This is a genomic window from Escherichia sp. MOD1-EC5950, from assembly GCF_002965345.1.
Taxonomy (GTDB): domain Bacteria; phylum Pseudomonadota; class Gammaproteobacteria; order Enterobacterales; family Enterobacteriaceae; genus Escherichia; species Escherichia marmotae.
This window is the reverse complement of record NZ_PTSR01000001.1, coordinates 230,874-251,133: the sequence shown is the minus strand read 5'-3', so window position 1 is coordinate 251,133 and position 20,260 is coordinate 230,874. Positions and strand designations below refer to the sequence as shown.

The 20,260-nt window shown below is 50.6% G+C and carries 14 protein-coding genes; 10 read left to right on the top strand and 4 right to left on the bottom strand.

Annotation, left to right across the window (positions count from 1 at the left end; translation table 11 throughout):
- The first annotated feature begins 22 nt into the window (after window positions 1–22).
- The 7 genes from ygfK to ghxQ all read left to right on the top strand — a co-directional run bounded on the left by ygfK (window position 23) and on the right by ghxQ (window position 12,442).
- Complete coding sequence (gene ygfK, locus BEA93_RS01285) at window positions 23–3,121, top strand: putative selenate reductase subunit YgfK (RefSeq protein ID WP_000502356.1); 3,099 nt, start codon at window positions 23–25, stop codon at window positions 3,119–3,121.
- Between the two features lie 2 nt (window positions 3,122–3,123).
- Complete coding sequence (ssnA, locus tag BEA93_RS01280) at window positions 3,124–4,452, top strand: putative aminohydrolase SsnA (protein ID WP_000906234.1); 1,329 nt, start codon at window positions 3,124–3,126, stop codon at window positions 4,450–4,452.
- A 50-nt stretch (window positions 4,453–4,502) separates the two neighbouring features.
- Window positions 4,503–5,282: a molybdopterin-dependent oxidoreductase FAD-binding subunit gene (ygfM, locus tag BEA93_RS01275; protein ID WP_000572480.1), complete on the top strand. Its 780-nt coding sequence runs from the start codon at window positions 4,503–4,505 to the stop codon at window positions 5,280–5,282.
- Window positions 5,279–8,149, top strand: coding sequence for a molybdopterin-dependent oxidoreductase Mo/Fe-S-binding subunit (locus tag BEA93_RS01270; protein WP_105224351.1), 2,871 nt, complete (start codon window positions 5,279–5,281; stop codon window positions 8,147–8,149). The genes ygfM and BEA93_RS01270 overlap by 4 nt, the downstream gene beginning before the upstream one ends.
- Before the next feature lie 165 nt (window positions 8,150–8,314).
- Window positions 8,315–9,715 carry a xanthine/proton symporter XanQ gene (gene xanQ / locus BEA93_RS01265; RefSeq protein WP_001517020.1) on the top strand — a complete coding sequence of 467 codons (1,401 nt, stop codon included), beginning with the start codon at window positions 8,315–8,317 and terminating at the stop codon, window positions 9,713–9,715.
- A gap of 17 nt (window positions 9,716–9,732) precedes the next feature.
- Window positions 9,733–11,049 (top strand): guanine deaminase, encoded by a 1,317-nt coding sequence (gene guaD, locus BEA93_RS01260; RefSeq protein WP_010378591.1) that lies wholly within the window; start codon window positions 9,733–9,735, stop codon window positions 11,047–11,049.
- A gap of 25 nt (window positions 11,050–11,074) precedes the next feature.
- Window positions 11,075–12,442, top strand: coding sequence for a guanine/hypoxanthine transporter GhxQ (ghxQ, locus tag BEA93_RS01255; RefSeq protein ID WP_000012179.1), 1,368 nt, complete (start codon window positions 11,075–11,077; stop codon window positions 12,440–12,442).
- Between the two features lie 35 nt (window positions 12,443–12,477).
- Here the strand turns inward: ghxQ and BEA93_RS01250 are convergent, their stop codons facing one another.
- Window positions 12,478–12,966, bottom strand: coding sequence for a 4Fe-4S dicluster domain-containing protein (locus BEA93_RS01250; RefSeq protein WP_001517022.1), 489 nt, complete (start codon window positions 12,964–12,966; stop codon window positions 12,478–12,480).
- Window positions 12,966–14,885, bottom strand: a complete 1,920-nt coding sequence (gene ygfT, locus BEA93_RS01245) for a formate-dependent uric acid utilization protein YgfT (protein ID WP_085449213.1) — start codon at window positions 14,883–14,885, stop codon at window positions 12,966–12,968. The genes BEA93_RS01250 and ygfT overlap by 1 nt, the downstream gene beginning before the upstream one ends.
- A gap of 435 nt (window positions 14,886–15,320) precedes the next feature.
- On the opposite strand from ygfT, the gene uacT reads away from it, so the two are divergent.
- The 3 genes from uacT to idi all read left to right on the top strand — a co-directional run bounded on the left by uacT (window position 15,321) and on the right by idi (window position 17,566).
- Window positions 15,321–16,769 carry a urate/proton symporter UacT gene (gene uacT / locus BEA93_RS01235; protein ID WP_001517024.1) on the top strand — a complete coding sequence of 483 codons (1,449 nt, stop codon included), beginning with the start codon at window positions 15,321–15,323 and terminating at the stop codon, window positions 16,767–16,769.
- Between the two features lies 1 nt (window position 16,770).
- Window positions 16,771–16,896: a protein YqfG gene (gene yqfG, locus BEA93_RS01230; RefSeq protein WP_010378596.1), complete on the top strand. Its 126-nt coding sequence runs from the start codon at window positions 16,771–16,773 to the stop codon at window positions 16,894–16,896.
- A gap of 121 nt (window positions 16,897–17,017) precedes the next feature.
- On the top strand, window positions 17,018–17,566 hold the full coding sequence (idi, locus tag BEA93_RS01225; RefSeq protein ID WP_016262504.1) for an isopentenyl-diphosphate Delta-isomerase: 549 nt from the start codon (window positions 17,018–17,020) through the stop codon (window positions 17,564–17,566).
- A gap of 43 nt (window positions 17,567–17,609) precedes the next feature.
- Here idi and lysS read toward each other — a convergent pair whose 3' ends face one another.
- Complete coding sequence (lysS, locus tag BEA93_RS01220) at window positions 17,610–19,127, bottom strand: lysine--tRNA ligase (RefSeq protein WP_001517026.1); 1,518 nt, start codon at window positions 19,125–19,127, stop codon at window positions 17,610–17,612.
- Window positions 19,128–19,136: 9 nt separating this feature from the next.
- Window positions 19,137–20,235 (bottom strand): peptide chain release factor 2 gene (prfB, locus tag BEA93_RS01215; RefSeq protein ID WP_098729101.1). Its coding sequence is split into 2 segments (ribosomal slippage): window positions 19,137–20,159 and window positions 20,161–20,235, totalling 1,098 coding nucleotides; the frame shifts between segments, so codons are not numbered across the junction.
- Between the last annotated feature and the right edge of the window lie 25 nt (window positions 20,236–20,260).

Below are 20,260 nucleotides of genomic sequence, written 5' to 3'. Positions count from 1 at the left end.
TGTATAAGCTAAGGAGAGGGTTATGGGGGATATTATGCGTCCCATTCCGTTTGAGGAACTTTTGACGCGCATATTTGATGAGTACCAACAACAACGCTCAATCTTTGGTATTCCCGAACAACAGTTTTACTCACCCGTAAAAGGTAAATCTGTTAGCGTCTTCGGTGAAACCTGTGCTACCCCCGTCGGCCCAGCCGCCGGACCGCACACACAGCTCGCGCAAAACATCGTCACCTCCTGGCTGACCGGCGGACGATTCATCGAACTAAAAACTGTACAAATTCTTGACCGTCTGGAGCTGGAAAAACCCTGTATCGATGCCGAAGACGAGTGTTTTAACACCGAATGGTCTACCGAATTCACTCTGCTTAAAGCGTGGGATGAATACCTTAAAGCCTGGTTTGCCTTGCATCTGCTTGAAGCCCTGTTCCAGCCTTCAGAATCAGGCAAGTCGTTCATCTTTAATATGAGCGTCGGTTACAACCTCGACGGTATTAAGCAGCCGCCAATGCAGCAGTTCATCGATAATATGATGGACGCATCTGACCATCCGAAATTCGCTCAATACCGCGATACGCTTAATAAACTGCTTCAGGATGACGCGTTTTTGGCTCGTCACGATTTGCAGGATAAACGCGAACATTTACAGGCATTACCGGCACGCATCCCCACCAGCATGGTACAAGGCGTTACTCTCTCCACCATGCACGGTTGCCCTCCGCATGAAATCGAAGCCATTTGCCGCTACATGCTGGAAGAAAAAGAGCTGAATACCTTTGTAAAACTCAACCCAACTTTATTAGGTTACGCTCGTGTTCGCGAGATTCTCGATGGCTGCGGCTTCGATTACATCGGCTTAAAAGAAGAATCATTTGATCATGACCTCAAGCTGGCGCAGGCACTGGAAATGCTGGAACGCCTGATGGCGCTGGCAAAAGAGAAATCACTCGGCTTTGGCGTCAAACTGACTAACACCCTCGGCACTATCAACAATAAAGGCGCACTGCCTGGTGAAGAGATGTATATGTCGGGTCGCGCGCTGTTCCCACTCTCTATCAATGTTGCAGCCGTTCTGTCTCGTGCCTTTGACGGCAAACTGCCAATTTCTTACTCCGGTGGTGCGAGCCAACTGACGATCCGCGATATTTTCGATACCGGTATTCGCCCGATCACTATGGCAACCGACCTGCTGAAACCTGGCGGCTATCTGCGTTTAAGCGCCTGTATGCGCGAACTGGAAGGGTCAGACGCCTGGGGGCTTAACCACGTTGACGTTGAACGACTGAGCAAGCTGGCAGCAGATGCATTAACCATGGAATACACTCAAAAACACTGGAAGCCAGAAGAGCGTATTGAAGTGGCAGAAGATCTACCGCTGACCGATTGCTACGTTGCTCCATGTGTCACTGCCTGTGCCATCAAACAAGATATTCCGGAATACATTCGACTGTTGGGCGAACATCGCTATGCCGATGCGCTGGAACTCATCTACCAACGTAATGCGCTGCCCGCCATTACCGGCCACATTTGCGATCATCAGTGCCAGTACAACTGTACCCGCCTCGATTACGACAGCGCACTGAATATCCGCGAACTGAAAAAAGTCGCCCTGGAAAAAGGCTGGGATGAGTATAAGCAACGCTGGCACAAACCTGCCGGTTCCGGTTCACGCCATCCGGTTGCCGTGATTGGCGCGGGTCCAGCAGGTCTGGCTGCCGGTTACTTCCTTGCCAGAGCGGGTCATCCGGTTACGTTATTTGAACGCGAAGCCAACGCAGGCGGCGTGGTGAAAAATATCATTCCTCAGTTCCGTATTCCGGCAGAGTTAATTCAGCACGATATCGATTTTGTTGCCGATCACGGTGTGAAATTTGAGTATGGCTGCTCACCGGAACTGACCGTCGAGCAGTTAAAGAATCAGGGCTACCACTACGTTCTGATTGCTACCGGCACCGATAAAAACAGCGGTGTGAAACTGGCAGGCGACAACCAGAATATCTGGAAATCACTCCCCTTCCTGCGCGAGTACAATAAAGGTACGGCGCTCAACCTTGGCAAACATGTAGTGGTTGTCGGTGCGGGCAACACCGCAATGGACTGCGCGCGAGCAGCGTTACGCGTTCCGGGCGTAGAAAAAGCAACTGTGGTTTACCGTCGTTCACTGCAAGAGATGCCCGCGTGGCGCGAAGAGTATGAAGAAGCGTTGCACGATGGCGTGGAGTTCCGTTTCCTGAACAATCCGCAACGTTTCGATGCTGATGGCACCTTAACATTGCGCGTCATGTCACTTGGCGAACCTGATGAGAAAGGTCGCCGCCGTCCGGTTGAAACCAACGAAACGGTAACGCTGCATGTAGACAGCCTGATTACTGCCATTGGCGAACAGCAGGATACCGAAGCCCTGAATGCGATGGGTGTGCCACTGGACAAAAACGGCTGGCCTGACGTCGACCATAACGGCGAAACCCGTCTGACTGACGTCTTTATGATCGGTGACGTACAACGCGGGCCGTCCTCGATCGTTGCCGCTGTCAGCACCGCTCGTCGGGCAGCCGATGCCATCCTTAGCCGGGAAAATATCCGTTCCCACCAGCGCGATAAATACTGGAACAACGTTAACCCGGCAGAAATCTACCAACGTAAAGGCGACATCTCTGTCACCCTGGTGAACAGCGATGATCGTGACGCATTTGTCGCTCAGGAATCCGCGCGCTGCCTTGAATGTAACTACGTTTGCAGCAAGTGTGTGGATGTCTGCCCGAACCGCGCCAACATCTCAATTGCGGTTCCTGGCTTCCAGAACCGTTTCCAGACGCTGCACCTTGATGCCTACTGCAACGAATGCGGTAACTGTGCTCAGTTCTGTCCATGGAACGGTAAACCGTACAAAGACAAAATCACCGTCTTCAGTCTGTCGCAAGACTTTGATAACAGCAGCAACCCTGGCTTCCTGGTGGAAGATGATCGGGTAAGCGTACGTCTGAATAACCAAAGCTGGGTGTTGAACATTAATAGCGAAGGCCAGTTCAACAACGTACCGCCAGAGCTGAACGATATGTGCCGCATTATCAGCCATATTCACCAGCATCATCATTATCTGCTGGGCCGCGTGGAGGTGTAATCATGTTGATTCTGAAGAATGTCACTGCAGTACAGCTACACCCGGCGAAAGTGCAGGAAGGCGTCGATATCGCCATCGAAAATGATGTCATTATCGCTATCGGCAACGCCCTGACACACCGCTACCCTGAAGCCAGCTACAAAGAGATGCATGGCCGGATTGTGATGCCAGGGATCGTATGCTCGCACAACCATTTTTACTCAGGGCTTTCCCGCGGAATTATGGCGAATATTGCCCCCTGCCCGGACTTCATCTCAACGCTAAAAAATCTCTGGTGGCGACTCGATCGCGCCCTTGATGAAGAGTCGCTCTATTACAGCGGGCTGATTTGTTCACTGGAAGCGATTAAGAGCGGATGTACATCGGTTATCGATCACCATGCCTCTCCGGCTTATATCGGCGGATCGCTCTCGACGTTGCGCAACGCATTTCTAAAAGTTGGTCTACGTGCGATGACCTGTTTTGAAACAACAGATCGTAATAACGGTATTAAAGAGTTGCAGGATGGGGTAGAGGAAAACATCCGTTTCGCCCGTCAGATTGACGACGCGAAGAAAGCGGCAAGCGAGCCGTATCTGGTAGAAGCGCATATCGGTGCTCACGCGCCGTTTACCGTGCCAGATGTTGGTCTGGAAATGCTGCGCGAAGCAGTGAAAGCCACAGGCCGTGGTTTACACATACACGCTGCGGAAGACCTTTACGACGTTTCTTACAGTCACCACAGGTACGGAAAAGATCTGCTGGCACGCCTGGCGCAATTCGATCTCATCGATAGCAAAACGCTGGTCGCTCATGGACTGTATCTGTCGAAAGAGGATATTGCCCTGCTTAACCAACGTGACGCGTTCCTGGTACATAACGCCCGTTCAAACATGAACAACCATGTTGGTTACAACCATCATCTTAGCGACATTCGCAATCTGGCACTGGGAACTGACGGCATCGGTTCAGACATGTTTGAAGAGATGAAATTCGCCTTCTTTAAACATCGTGACTCTGGTGGCCCACTGTGGCCAGACAGTTTTGCCAGAGCGCTGACTAACGGCAACGAACTGATGAGCCGCAACTTTGGTGCGAAATTTGGCCTTCTGGAAGCCGGTTATAAAGCAGATTTAACCATTTGCGATTACAACTCGCCAACGCCGCTGCTGGCAGACAATATTGCAGGCCACATCGCCTTCGGTATGGGTTCAGGCAGCGTTAACAGCGTGATGGTTAACGGCGTGATGGTCTACGAAGATCGTCAGTTTAACTTCGATTGCGATTCCATTTATGCGCAAGCCAGAAAAGCCGCCGCCAGTATGTGGCGTCGGATGGATGCGCTGGCATAAATGACCTATACCCTCTTCCTTCAGGGAAGAGGGTTAAATAAGGAAAGAAGATGATTGAACAATTTTTCAGGCCCGACTCTGTAGAACAGGCGCTGGAACTGAAGCGCCGCTACCAGGATGAAGCCGTCTGGTTTGCCGGGGGCAGCAAACTCAACGCCACGCCAACCCGTACCAATAAAAAAATTGCTATTTCCTTGCAGGATCTGGAACTGGACTGGATTGACTGGGATAACGGCGCACTGCGTATTGGCGCAATGTCGCGCTTACAACCACTGCGCGATGCGCGATTTATTCCAGTGGCACTGCGTGAAGCTCTCGGCTTTGTCTACTCTCGTCATGTACGAAATCAGTCGACTATCGGCGGCGAAATAGCGGCCCGGCAGGAAGAGTCCGTTCTTCTTCCGGTTCTGTTAGCACTGGATGCAGAACTGGTCTTTGGCAATGGTGAAACGTTGTCGATTGAGAGCTATCTGGCCGATCCGGGCGATCGCCTGCTAACCGAAATCATCATTAAAGATCCGTATCGCACCTGTGCGACCCGTAAAATTAGCCGTTCCCGGGCGGGGTTAACAGTGGTGACTGCAGCCGTTGCATTAACTGACCACGACGGACTGCGAATTGCGCTGGATGGCGTTGCCAGTAAAGCCCTGCGCCTGCACGATGTCGAAAAACAAAACCTGGAAGGCAATGCACTTGAACAGGCCGTCGCCAACGCCATTTTCCCCCAGGAAGATTTGCGGGGGAGCGTAGCGTATAAACGCTATATCACGGGAGTTCTGGTGGCCGACCTTTATGCCGACTGCCAACAGGCTGGGGAGGAAGCCGTATGATCATCCACTTTACTTTAAATGGCGCACCCCAGGGGCTAACCGTTAACCCTGGCGAAAACGTGCAAAAGCTGTTGTTTGGTATGGGTATGCATTCCGTGCGCAACAGTGATGATGGTTTCGGTTTCGCCGGTTCTGATGCGATTCTTTTTAACGGCAACATCGTTAATGCCTCCTTGCTGATTGCAGCACAGTTAGAAAAAGCAAACATTCGCACCGCAGAATCCTTAGGCAAATGGAACGAATTAAGCCCGGTTCAACAGGCAATGGTTGATGTTGGCGTGGTGCAGTCCGGTTATAACGATCCGGCAGCATCTTTGATTATTACCGATCTACTCGATCGCATTGCCGAGCCAACCCGCGAAGAGATCGACGACGCGCTTTCTGGTCTGTTCAGCCGCGATGCGGGTTGGCAGCAATACTATCAAGTCATTGAACTGGCTATTGCGCGTAAAAATAACCCGCGTGCCACGATTGACATCGCCCCCACTTTCCGTAACGACCTTGAAGTTATTGGCAAGCACTACCCCAAAACCGATGCTGCTAAAATGGTGCAGGCGAAACCCTGCTATGTTGAAGACCGCGTAACGGCTGACGCCTGCGTCATTAAAATGTTACGCAGCCCACATGCTCACGCACTGATTACTCATCTGGATGTCAGCAAAGCCGAAGCCTTACCGGGCGTCGTTCACGTTATCACTCATCTCAACTGCCCGGATATTTACTACACTCCTGGTGGTCAAAGCGCGCCAGAACCTTCACCGCTCGACCGTCGCATGTTCGGCAAAAAAATGCGTCACGTTGGCGATCGCGTTGCTGCGATCGTTGCCGAAAGTGAAGAAATTGCGCTCGAAGCACTGAAGCTCATTGACGTTGAATATGAAGTGCTTAAACCGGTAATGTCGATTGACGAAGCAATGGCGGAAGATGCCCCTGTCGTTCACGATGAACCGGTGGTGTACGTCGCTGGTGCGCCAGAGACGCTGGAAGAAGACAATAGCCACGCGGCCCAGCGCGGCGAGCATATGATCATTAACTTCCCTATCGGTTCTCGCCCACGTAAAAATATTGCCGCCAGCATTCATGGTCATATCGGTGATATGGACAAAGGCTTCGCTGATGCTGATGTGATCATTGAGCGAACCTATAATTCAACTCAGGCACAACAATGCCCGACTGAAACACATATCTGCTTTACCCGTATGGATGGCGATCGGCTGGTGATCCACGCCTCCACCCAAGTACCGTGGCACCTGCGCCGTCAGGTAGCGCGTCTCGTTGGTATGAAACAGCATAAAGTTCATGTCATTAAAGAACGCGTGGGCGGCGGTTTCGGCTCCAAACAGGACATCCTGCTGGAGGAAGTGTGCGCCTGGGCAACCTGTGTGACCGGGCGTCCGGTACTGTTCCACTACACCCGTGAAGAAGAGTTTATTGCTAACACCTCTCGTCACGTCGCGAAAGTCACCGTCAAACTGGGGGCAAAAAAAGATGGTCGCCTGACGGCAGTGAAAATGGATTTCCGCGCCAATACGGGCCCTTATGGCAACCACTCACTCACCGTACCGTGTAACGGACCGGCGCTGTCGTTGCCGCTGTACCCGTGCGATAACGTCGATTTTCAGGTCACCACCTACTACAGCAACATTTGTCCAAATGGTGCTTATCAGGGCTATGGCGCGCCAAAAGGTAACTTTGCTATCACCATGGCGTTAGCAGAACTTGCTGAACAATTACAGATTGATCAACTGGAAATTATCGAACGTAACCGGGTACATGAAGGGCAAGAGCTGAAGATCCTCGGTGCGATTGGTGAAGGTAAAGCGCCAACCTCCGTTCCTTCTGCTGCCAGTTGCGCACTGGAAGAGATCCTGCGTCAGGGTCGTGAAATGATCCAATGGTCTTCACCGAAATCACAGGAAGGTGACTGGCGCACAGGTCGTGGCGTCGCCATTATCATGCAGAAATCGGGGATCCCGGATATCGATCAGGCTAACTGCATGATCAAACTGGAATCTGATGGCACCTTTATTGTCCATTCTGGTGGTGCTGATATCGGAACCGGCCTGGATACCGTAGTGACAAAACTGGCAGCAGAAGTGCTGCACTGTCCACCTCAGGATGTGCATGTTATCTCCGGTGATACTGACCATGCATTGTTTGACAAAGGCGCTTATGCCTCGTCTGGTACTTGCTTCTCAGGCAACGCGGCGCGTATGGCGGCAGAAAATCTGCGCGAGAAAATTCTCTTTCATGGCGCACAAATGCTTGATGAACCACTGGAAGATGTCCAACTGGCAACGCCAGGTGTCGTTCGTGGCAAGAAAGGCGAAGTCAGTTTCGGGGATATTGCCCATAAAGGCGAAACCGGTACTGGTTTTGGTTCGCTGGTGGGAACAGCCTGCTACATCACGCCTGATTTCGCCTTTCCGTATGGCGCAAACTTTGCTGAAGTTGCCGTCAACACGCGTACCGGTGAAATCCGCCTGGACAAATTCTACGCATTGCTGGATTGCGGTACGCCAGTTAACCCAGAGTTAGCGTTGGGACAGATCTATGGAGCTACCCTGCGTGCTATCGGACACAGTATGAGCGAAGAAATCATTTATGACGCCGAAGGACACCCGTTAACACGTGATTTACGTAGCTACGGTGCTCCCAAAATTGGTGACATCCCGCGTGATTTCCGTGCCGTGTTGGTGCCGAGCGACGATAAAGTCGGTCCATTCGGAGCAAAATCGATCTCAGAAATTGGTGTAAATGGTGCAGCACCAGCAATTGCCACCGCAATTCACGATGCCTGCGGCATCTGGCTACGCGAATGGCATTTCACACCGGAGAAAATACTTACCGCGCTGAAAAAAATATAAGTAATTAATGGCCGCTTCGGCGGCCTGTTTCCCTTGTATTAAAGATAACTAATTAGTAACTGCGAAAATGAGATAAGCCGTTCTCAAGGCGTCCTGCGCCCCAAATTCGTGGGTATTTATTTTACTGATTCAGATGATCAAATTTACTTTAAAAGGAGTGAAGGGATGTCTGATATAAACCATGCAGGCTCCGACCTTATATTTGAACTGGAGGATCGCCCTCCCTTTCATCAGGCTATTGTTGGTGCCATTACCCATCTGTTGGCAATTTTTGTTCCGATGGTGACCCCCGCATTAATTGTTGGTGCGGCTTTACAGCTTTCTGCAGAAACGACCGCCTATCTGGTTTCTATGGCGATGATTGCCTCTGGCATTGGCACCTGGTTACAGGTAAACCGTTACGGTATTGTGGGTTCCGGTTTGCTCTCAATTCAATCCGTTAATTTTTCATTTGTTACGGTCATGATTGCGCTAGGCAGCAGCATGAAAAGTGACGGTTTTCACGAAGAATTAATCATGTCGTCGCTACTCGGCGTCTCCTTCGTTGGCGCATTTCTGGTTGTCGGTTCTTCTTTTATCCTGCCCTATTTACGTCGGGTTATCTCCCCCACCGTCAGCGGTATTGTGGTGCTGATGATCGGCTTAAGTCTGATTAAAGTCGGCATTATTGATTTTGGTGGTGGATTTGCAGCCAAAAGCAGCGGTACGTTCGGCAATTACGAACACCTCGGCGTTGGATTATTGGTTCTGATTGTGGTGATCGGCTTTAACTGCTGCCGCAGTCCGTTGTTACGCATGGGCGGGATCGCCATTGGGCTATGTGTCGGCTATATCGCATCCTTATGCCTGGGAATGGTAGATTTCAGCAGTATGCGCAATCTGCCGTTAATCACCGTCCCGCATCCCTTCAAATACGGATTTAGTTTCAACTTTCATCAGTTCCTGGTGGTCGGCACGATTTATCTACTTAGCGTACTGGAAGCAGTAGGCGATATCACCGCCACGGCAATGGTTTCCCGCCGCCCCATTCAGGGGGAAGAATATCAATCACGTTTGAAAGGCGGCGTGTTGGCTGATGGTCTGGTTTCTGTTATCGCCTCCGCAGTCGGCTCATTACCATTAACTACCTTTGCGCAAAATAACGGTGTTATTCAGATGACCGGCGTCGCCTCACGTTATGTCGGGCGAACCATCGCGGTAATGTTGGTTATCCTCGGGTTATTTCCGATGATCGGCGGCTTCTTCACTACCATTCCCTCAGCAGTTCTGGGTGGGGCAATGACGCTAATGTTTTCCATGATTGCCATCGCCGGTATCCGCATCATTATCACCAACGGATTAAAACGCCGTGAAACACTTATTGTCGCCACTTCTTTAGGTTTAGGGCTTGGCGTCTCCTACGACCCCGAAATTTTTAAAATATTACCTGCCTCAATTTATGTATTAGTTGAAAACCCTATTTGTGCAGGCGGGTTAACTGCGATTTTATTAAATATTATCCTCCCTGGTGGCTACCGACAGGAAAGCGTTCTGCCGGGTATTACCTCAGCGGAAGAGATGGATTAACAATAAAGGAGTCAATGATGTCAGGAGAACACACGTTAAAAGCAGTACGAGGCAGTTTTATTGATGTCACCCGTACAGTCGATAACCCGGAAGAGATTGCCTCTGCGCTGCGTTTTATTGAGGACGGTTTATTACTCATTAAACAGGGGAAGGTGGAATGGTTTGGCGAATGGGAAGACGGCAAGCATCAAATTCCTGACACCATTCGCGTTCGCGACTATCGCGGCAAACTGATAGTACCGGGCTTTGTCGATACGCATATCCATTACCCGCAAAGTGAAATGGTCGGTGCCTATGGCGAACAATTGCTGGAATGGTTGAATAAACACACCTTCCCTACTGAACGTCGCTATGAGGATTTAGAGTACGCCCGTGAAATGTCGGCGTTCTTCATCAAGCAACTTTTACGTAACGGCACAACCACGGCACTGGTGTTTGGTACGGTTCATCCGCAATCCGTTGATGCACTGTTTGAAGCCGCCAGTCATATCAATATGCGCATGATTGCCGGTAAGGTGATGATGGATCGCAACGCGCCGGATTATCTGCTTGATACCGCCGAAAGCAGCTACCTGCAAAGCAAAGAGCTGATCAAACGCTGGCACAAAAATGGTCGTCTGTTGTACGCCATTACGCCACGCTTCGCCCCCACTTCATCGCCCGAACAGATGGCAATGGCGCAACGCCTGAAAAAAGAGTACCCCGATACGTGGGTACATACCCATCTCTGTGAAAACAAAGATGAAATTGCCTGGGTGAAATCACTTTATCCTGAACATGATGGTTATCTGGATGTTTACCACCAGTACGGTCTGACCGGTAAAAACTGCGTCTTTGCTCACTGCGTTCATCTGGAAGAAAAAGAGTGGGATCGCCTTAGCGAAACTCAATCCAGCATCGCTTTCTGTCCGACCTCCAACCTTTATCTCGGTAGCGGCTTATTCAATCTGCAAAAAGCATGGCAGAAGAAAGTCAAAGTGGGCATGGGAACCGATATCGGTGCCGGAACCACCTTCAACATGCTGCAAACACTGAACGAAGCCTACAAAGTGTTGCAATTACAGGGCTATCGTCTCTCAGCCTATGAAGCGTTTTACCTTGCCACGCTCGGCGGCGCGAAATCTCTGGGCCTTGACAACCTGATTGGCAATTTTTTACCAGGCAAAGAGGCTGATTTTGTGGTGATGGAACCCACTGCCACACCGCTACAGCAACTGCGCTATGACAACTCTGTATCTTTAGTCGATAAATTGTTCGTGATGATGACGCTGGGCGATGATCGTTCGATCTACCGCACCTACGTTGATGGTCGTCTGGTGTACGAACGTAACTAATAATAAACCTCGTGAGGACATCATTATGTCTGGAGACATCCTACAAACACCGGACGCATCAAAGCCACAGGGCGCCCTGGATAATTATTTTAAAATTACCGCTCGTGGCAGTACCGTTCGCCAGGAAGTTCTGGCAGGCCTGACCACATTCCTGGCGATGGTTTACTCCGTTATCGTAGTGCCAGGAATGCTGGGTAAAGCAGGTTTTCCTCCCGCAGCGGTCTTTGTTGCCACCTGTCTGGTCGCAGGCTTTGGCTCCCTGCTGATGGGGTTATGGGCTAACCTGCCAATGGCGATTGGTTGCGCCATTTCCTTAACGGCATTTACCGCATTCAGTCTGGTGCTCGGGCAACAAATTAGCGTTCCGGTAGCACTGGGGGCGGTCTTTCTGATGGGGTTGATATTCACCGCCATCTCCGTAACAGGTATTCGTACCTGGATCTTGCGTAATTTACCGATGGGTATTGCACACGGTACAGGTATCGGTATTGGTCTTTTCCTGCTACTGATTGCCGCTAACGGTGTTGGTATGGTTATCAAAAACCCGATTGAAGGCTTACCGGTTGCGCTCGGCGCGTTTACCTCCTTCCCGGTGCTGATGAGCTTGCTGGGATTAGCGGTGATTTTCGGTCTGGAAAAATGCCGCATACCAGGCGGGATCTTGTTGGTCATTATCGCCATCTCGATCATCGGTTTAATCTTTGATCCGGCGGTGAAATACCACGGTCTGGTGGCAATGCCGAGCCTGACTGGCGAAGATGGTAAGTCTCTGATTTTCAGTCTGGATATTATGGGCGCGCTCCAGCCAACCGTACTTCCGAGTGTACTGGCGCTGGTGATGACCGCCGTGTTTGACGCCACTGGCACCATCCGTGCCGTAGCCGGCCAGGCGAATCTGCTGGATAAAGACAACCAGATTATCAACGGGGGCAAAGCCCTGACCAGTGACTCGGTAAGTTCAATATTCTCCGGTTTGGTGGGTGCAGCACCTGCGGCAGTTTATATCGAATCAGCGGCCGGGACCGCAGCCGGGGGTAAAACCGGTTTAACCGCAACCGTGGTTGGCGTTCTGTTTCTGTTGATTCTGTTTTTATCTCCGCTGTCGTTTCTGATCCCCGGTTATGCCACCGCCCCCGCGCTGATGTACGTTGGGCTACTGATGTTGAGCAACGTCTCAAAGCTGGACTTCAATGACTTTATTGATGCAATGGCAGGGCTGGTTTGCGCGGTATTCATCGTCCTGACTTGTAATATCGTCACCGGTATTATGCTGGGGTTTGTGACGCTGGTCGTAGGTCGCGTCTTTGCTCGCGAATGGCACAAGCTGAATATCGGCACTGTTATCATTACCGCCGCGCTGGTCGCGTTTTACGCGGGTGGTTGGGCAATCTAAACGATTCTCCGCGCCTTTCAGCGCGGAGGTTTTTATCAAAGAGGATTCGCACCGCTGGCTGCAATACGCTGCTGGCGAACTCGCTTGAGCTCTCTCTCGGTCAGCAACTGCAAAGCCTGCGTCGGGCAAGATTCAACGCAGGCTGGCCCCTCTTCCCGCTGTTCACAGAGATCACATTTCACGATTTGTTGCCGGGTATGACCGGACAACGACTGAATAGTGATCATCCCAAATGGGCATGCACTAACACAACTCTGACAACCAATGCAGCGGGCAGAGTTTGCCTGCACCATCAGCTCCCCTATGCTCAACGCCTGCACGGGACAAGCGCCAACACAAGGAGCGTTTTCGCACTGGTGGCACATCACTGGCGTACTAATGCTGTCCAGCCGCTGTACCTTTAGCCGGGGTAAAAAGACATCGGCATTCAACTCCTGTTCAGACGGATGAGCGACTACACAGGCAACTTCACAGGTACGGCAGCCAATACAGTCAGCCGGATTAACGATAATTAACGATTTCATCACGATACCTTTGTATCAAACAGAGTTAACATATCGCGCGCCGCCTGCCTTCCTGCGGCCATTGCGGTAACAACCAGATCCGCGCCGTGAACGGCATCACCACCCGCAAAGACTTTTTTCAGATGCGTCTGAGTAGATAAGTATCCCGCGTCGCCGGTTTTAATCAGGCCCCATTTATCAAGTTTAATTCCGCTGCCCTGCAACCACGGCATCGCATGTGCCTGGAAACCAAAGGCCATAATCAGAACATCGGCGGGCAGCTCAAACTCCGACCCCGCCACCGGACGTGGACGACGGCGACCATCTGGCCCAGGCTCCCCCATTGCAGTACGAATCAGACCCACCGCAGTTAAACGCCCATCGTCATCACAGGCGATATATTGCGGCTGAACATTGAACTGAAACTCAACGCCTTCCTCGCGCGCGTTGACCACCTCTTTGCGAGAACCCGGCATACTGACTTCATCACGACGATAAGCACAGGTCACACTGGCGGCATTCAGACGGATGGAAGTACGCAAACAATCCATAGTCGTATCGCCCCCGCCCAATACCACGACTCGCTTACCTTCAACTTCCGTCAGCGGATACTCTCCAGACTCCGGCAATCCCATAAGCTGGCGGGTATGGGCGGTCAGGAACGGTAGCGCCTGAATGACACCGGGAGCGTCTTCATGCGGCAGATCTGCACGCATCATCCCGTAAGTCCCCACACCGAGGAAAACTGCGTCATATTCCACCGTTAACTCGTTGAAAGAGATATCGCGGCCAATTTCACAGTTGAGATGAAAGTCGATTCCCATTGCGGTGAATATCTCACGCCGCTGGCTTAATACCCTTTTATCGAGCTTGAACGGAGGAATGCCAAACGTTAGCATACCGCCAATTTCTGGATGACGATCAAAGACATCAACGTGAACGCCCGCGCGTGCCAGAATATCAGCACACCCCAGCCCCGCTGGCCCTGCGCCAATCACCGCCACTTTTTCCACGCGGGGAGCAACCAGGCTGACATCGGGACGCCAGCCCATCGCCAGCGCGGTATCGGTGATGTAGCGTTCCAGATTCCCGATCGATACAGCGCCAGAGTGATCTTTTAACGTACATGCGCCTTCACAAAGCCTGTCCTGTGGACATACCCTGCCGCAAATTTCTGGTAAGGAGCTGGTCTGGTGACAGAGTTCTGCCGCTTCAATAATCTTCCCTTCCTGTACCAGATGAACATAGTCGGGAATCGCATTATGCAGTGGGCAAAACCAGTTACAGTTGGCTTTCCCGGCACAATAAACACATCGCTCGCTTTCATAAGCCGCTTGTTGATGATCCAGCCCGCAATAAATTTCGCCAAAATGTTTTTTCCGCTCATTCGCTGGAATTTTATCTGCGCCTTTGCGTGGGTTAACAGGGAGCAACGCCGCGTGGCGGGATGGAGGAGTTCCCTCTGACGCTTTTCCTTGTGCCGTTTTGCGTTGGCGGGTCATTTTTATCTGCTGTAACCCTTTATCATCCATCAGCCGTAACGCCTGTGTTGGGCAACTCTCAATACAAGCTTGCGTGCCGGAACTGCGCTGGTTACAAAGGTCACATTTCTGCGCAATAGTATCGGCCATCTCAATGACCCCAAAGGGGCAAGCGATTGCGCATCTTTTACAACCAATACATTTTTGTTCGTCCAGTTGTACGCTATCGGGCTGAAAAGTCAGAGCGTTTACCGGACAAGCCGTAACGCAGGGAGCATTGTTGCAATGATGGCAGGCCACCGGATTAGCCGCCAGCCCTTTCCCAACAACGTGGATACGGGGTCGAAAGTCACGATGACTCAGCGGCCAGAGTTCTTGATTGTGTGCCACCGCACAGGCAATTTCACAGGCATGGCAGCCTATACATTCCGCAGCATCAGCAGCGATAAACTTATTCATTTGCATCCCTTTCATTTGATGAGTTATGTCTTCTCAAATGTCGCGATGCAATAAACGGGCATATATTATAGAACATGCCCGATTTAATAATCATTTTGCTACTGAGATCAAATTATTGCCCCCCAATATATGCTGCTTTCATTCATTAAACATCATTACAAAAAACAGAAGTATCCGACTCAAAAACATTAAATGCGAGAGTCCGACATGCCAGAATGATTAAAGAAATATCAATATGAGAAAATTAGAGATAATTTCACTGCCCATTTATTTTCTCACTTTTTCGGTTTAACCGCGATTATGTGATTGCCTCCGCATTTCCATTCTATAACTCCCTCTCATCGCTAAAACTGGCATCCCACGAGCATGTCATTAGACAGTTTTATTAACGTAAACGGTTGCTTTTTACTCTGGCGAGCGAAAGGAGAATGACTGATGAGCGCCATAGATTCCCAATTACCCTCATCTTCAGGGCAAGACTGCCCCACTGATGAGGTTGACCGTATATTATCACCAGGAAAGTTGATCATACTCGGTCTGCAACACGTCCTTGTTATGTACGCAGGCGCGGTCGCTGTACCACTGATGATTGGTGACAGACTCGGCCTCTCCAAAGAAGCAATAGCAATGCTTATTAGCTCGGATCTCTTTTGCTGCGGGATCGTCACGTTATTGCAATGTATCGGTGTCGGCCGCTTTATGGGGATCCGCCTGCCGGTGATTATGTCGGTGACCTTTGCGGCTGTAACGCCAATGATTGCCATTGGGATGAACCCCGATATCGGCCTGCTGGGGATTTTTGGCGCGACTATCGCAGCAGGGTTTATCACAACATTATTAGCACCACTTATTGGTCGCTTAATGCCTTTGTTCCCACCGCTGGTTACCGGTGTAGTTATTACCTCTATCGGGCTGAGTATTATTCAGGTTGGTATTGACTGGGCTGCTGGTGGTAAGGGCAATCCGCAATATGGCAATCCCGTTTATTTAGGCATCTCTTTCGCAGTCTTAATTTTTATCTTGCTCATTACTCGCTATGCGAAAGGATTTATGTCCAACGTTGCCGTATTACTGGGGATTGTATTTGGCTTCTTCCTTTCATGGATGATGAACGAAGTAAATCTGTCCGGATTATATGATGCATCGTGGTTTGCCATTGTCACGCCAATGTCGTTTGGTATGCCAGTTTTCGATCCTGTTTCCATTCTGACCATGACCGCCGTGTTAATCATCGTGTTTATTGAGTCAATGGGGATGTTCCTGGCTTTGGGGGAAATTGTTGGTCGAAAACTTTCTTCACAAGACATTATTCGCGGGCTGCGCGTAGATGGTGTCGGAACAATGATTGGCGGTACATTTAACAGCTTCCCGCATACCTCATTTTCGCAGAACGTCGGTCTGGTCAGCGTAACACGCGTTCACAGTCGCTGGGTGTGTATCTCTTCCGGGATCATTCTTATTCTGTTCGGTATGGTGCCCAAAATGGCAGTGCTGGTAGCTTCCATTCCGCAATTTGTACTTGGTGGCGCAGGGCTTGTCATGTTCGGCATGGTGCTGGCGACAGGGATCCGTATTCTGTCGCGTTGTAACTACACCACCAACCGTTACAACCTCTATATTGTGGCAATCAGCCTTGGCGTGGGCATGACCCCAACGCTTTCTCACGATTTCTTTTCTAAGTTACCAGCCGTACTACAACCATTGCTGCATAGCGGCATTATGTTGGCAACCCTTAGCGCTGTTGTGCTGAACGTTTTCTTTAATGGCTATCAGCATCATGCCGATTTGGTGAAAGAATCTGTCTCTGATAAAGATTTAAAAGTCAGGACAGTACGCATGTGGCTTCTGATGCGCAAGCTGAAGAAAAATGAGCATGGTGAATAATATGAATCTTGTAATGCGCGCTATATTCAGCCTGTTATTGCTCTTTATGATCTCCATTCCTGTCATTTCTGACTGTGTTGCAATGGCTATTGAAAGTCGCTTCAAATATATGATGCTGCTTTTTTAGCTGACATTCCTCTGTCGGCATCCGCTCAAAACGGGCGGTTGCCGATAACACTCACTTGGTTAATCATTTAACATTTTAGTTATCTATAATGACGAATGATTAGAATTACATGTGAGAAATTATGCCAACGGAACACGTCATTTTACTGAATACACAGGGAGTCCCTTCGGGAACACTGGAAAAATATGCTGCACACACGGCTGATACCCCCTTACATCTCGCGTTCTCCTGTTGGCTATTTAACGCCAAAGGACAATTGCTGGTTACTCGCCGTGCACTAAACAAAAAAGCGTGGCCAGGTGTGTGGACCAACTCGGTATGCGGACATCCGCAACTGGGTGAAAGCAATGAAGAGGCGGTGATCCGCCGTTGCCGCTATGAACTGGGCGTAGAAATAACACCACCCGAACCGGTTTATCCAGACTTCCACTATCGCGCCACTGACCCGAATGGCATTGTCGAAAATGAAGTATGCCCGGTATTTGCCGCACGAATTACCAGTACGTTACAGCTCAACGATGATGAAGTGATCGATTATCAATGGTGTGATTTAGCGGAAGTATTACGCAGTATTGATGCCACACCGTGGGCGTTCAGTCCGTGGATGGTCATGCAGGCGACAAACAGCGAAGCCAGAAAAATGTTGTCAGCCTTCGCGCAACAAAAATAAAAAACCCCGACAAATGCCGGGGCTGTGTGCTTACGCGTAAGGCTTATTTTACCGGACGCATCGCCGGGAACAGAATCACGTCACGGATAGTGTGGCTGTTGGTGAACAGCATAACCATACGGTCGATACCAATTCCCAGACCTGCTGTCGGCGGCAGACCATGTTCCAGTGCAGTAACGTAATCTTCATCGTAGAACATTGCTTCATCGTCGCCTGCATCTTTTGCTGCAACCTGATCGAGGAAACGCTGTGCCTGATCTTCAGCATCATTCAGTTCGCTAAAGCCGTTACCGATTTCACGACCACCAATGAAGAACTCAAAGCGATCGGTGATTTCCGGGTTGACGTCGTTACGGCGCGCCAACGGAGAAACTTCTGCCGGATATTCAGTAATGAAGGTCGGTTGAATCAGATTCGCTTCTGCCACTTCGTCGAAGATCTCAGTGACGATACGACCCAGACCCCAGCTCTTCTCCACGTGAATGCCGAGAGATTCAGCAATCGCCTTCGCAGAGTCGAAGTTATCCAGATCCGCCATATCAGTTTCCGGACGATATTTCTTAATCGCTTCACGCATGGTCAGTTTTTCGAACGGCTTACCGAAGTCCAGCTTCACATCACCGTAAGTCACTTCAGTCTTACCGAGAATATCCTGCGCCAGAGTGCGGAACAGCGATTCGGTCAGTTCAATCAGATCTTTGTAATCCGCGTAAGCCATATAGAGTTCCATCATGGTGAACTCTGGGTTATGACGCACGGAAATACCTTCGTTACGGAAGTTACGGTTGATTTCGAACACACGTTCAAAGCCACCAACCACCAGACGCTTGAGGTACAGTTCCGGCGCAATACGCAGGTACATGTCGAGATCCAACGCATTGTGATGGGTAATAAACGGACGCGCCGCCGCACCGCCAGGGATCACCTGCATCATCGGGGTTTCAACTTCCATAAAGCCGCGGTTCACCATGAACTGACGGATGCCAGCGAGGATCTGCGAGCGAACTTTAAAGGTGTTGCGGGATTCATCGTTAGAGATGAGGTCCAGATAACGCTGACGATAACGCGCTTCCTGATCCTGCAAACCGTGGAATTTGTCCGGCAGTGGACGCAGTGCTTTGGTCAGCAGACGCAGCTCGGTGCAGTGGATCGACAGTTCGCCGGTCTTGGTTTTAAACAGCTTACCTTTTGCGCCGATAATATCGCCAAGATCCCATTTCTTAAATTGATCGTTATAAACGCCTTCCGGCAGATCATCACGAGCGACATATAACTGAATGCGGCCACCGACGTCCTGCAGGGTAACGAAGGAGGCTTTACCCATGATTCGACGAGTCATCATGCGACCAGCAACAGCCACTTCGATGTTCAACTCCTCCAGCTCTTCGTTCTCTTTGTCGTCGAAGTCTGTATGCAGTTGGTCAGAAGTATGGTCGCGACGAAAATCGTTCGGAAAAGCAACCCCCTGCTCACGCAGGTTCGCCAGCTTTTCGCGACGGGTTTTCAGTTCATTGTTAAGATCGGTTACCGCGTCAGTGCCTTGTACGTGTTGTTCAGACATGTTGGTTCCTTATAACCCAGCTTTCAAACTTGCTTCGATAAATTGATCCAGGCTGCCATCCAGCACTGCCTGCGTATTGCGGGTTTCCACCCCGGTGCGCAGATCTTTAATGCGGGAGTCATCAAGGACATAAGAACGAATCTGGCTGCCCCAGCCGATGTCAGATTTATTGTCTTCCATCGCCTGTTTCTCAGCGTTCTTCTTCTGCATCTCCAGCTCATAAAGCTTCGCTTTCATCTGCTTCATGGCCTGGTCTTTGTTCTTGTGCTGGGAACGGTCGTTCTGGCACTGAGTCACAATCCCTGTCGGGATGTGGGTAATACGCACCGCAGATTCGGTACGGTTAACGTGCTGACCGCCCGCACCGGATGCGCGATAAACATCAATGCGCAGATCCGCTGGGTTGATTTCGATATCGATATCGTCATCTACTTCTGGATAAACAAATGCGGAACTAAAGGACGTGTGGCGACGGCCACCGGAGTCAAACGGGCTCTTACGCACCAGACGGTGAACGCCGGTTTCTGTGCGCAGCCAACCGTAAGCGTAATCACCGGAGATCTTGATAGTCACGGATTTAATACCCGCCACTTCACCTTCCGACTCTTCGATAATTTCAGTTTTAAAACCACGTGATTCTGCCCAGCGCAGATACATACGCTCAAGCATGCTCGCCCAATCCTGCGCTTCTGTGCCGCCGGAGCCCGCCTGGATATCGAGGTAGCAATCGGCGCTGTCATATTCGCCGGAGAACATGCGGCGGAACTCAAGCTGCGCCAGTTTTTCTTCCAGGGCGTCGAGTTCAGCAACGGCTTCGTTAAAGGTTTCTTCGTCGTCGGCTTCTACTGCCAGTTCCAGCAGACCGGAAACATCTTCCAGCCCTTGTTTCATTTGGTCGAGAGTATCGACAACAGCCTCGAGGGAGGAACGCTCTTTACCCAGCGCCTGCGCACGCTCAGGCTCGTTCCAGACATCCGGCTGTTCCAGCTCGGCGTTTACTTCTTCCAGACGCTCTTTCTTGGCGTCGTAGTCAAAGATACCCCCTAAGAACGTCGGAGCGTTCCGTGAGGTCCTGAATGCGATTCTTTACCGGATTAATTTCAAACATGGTCTGATTTCTTTTATTGAGCTAG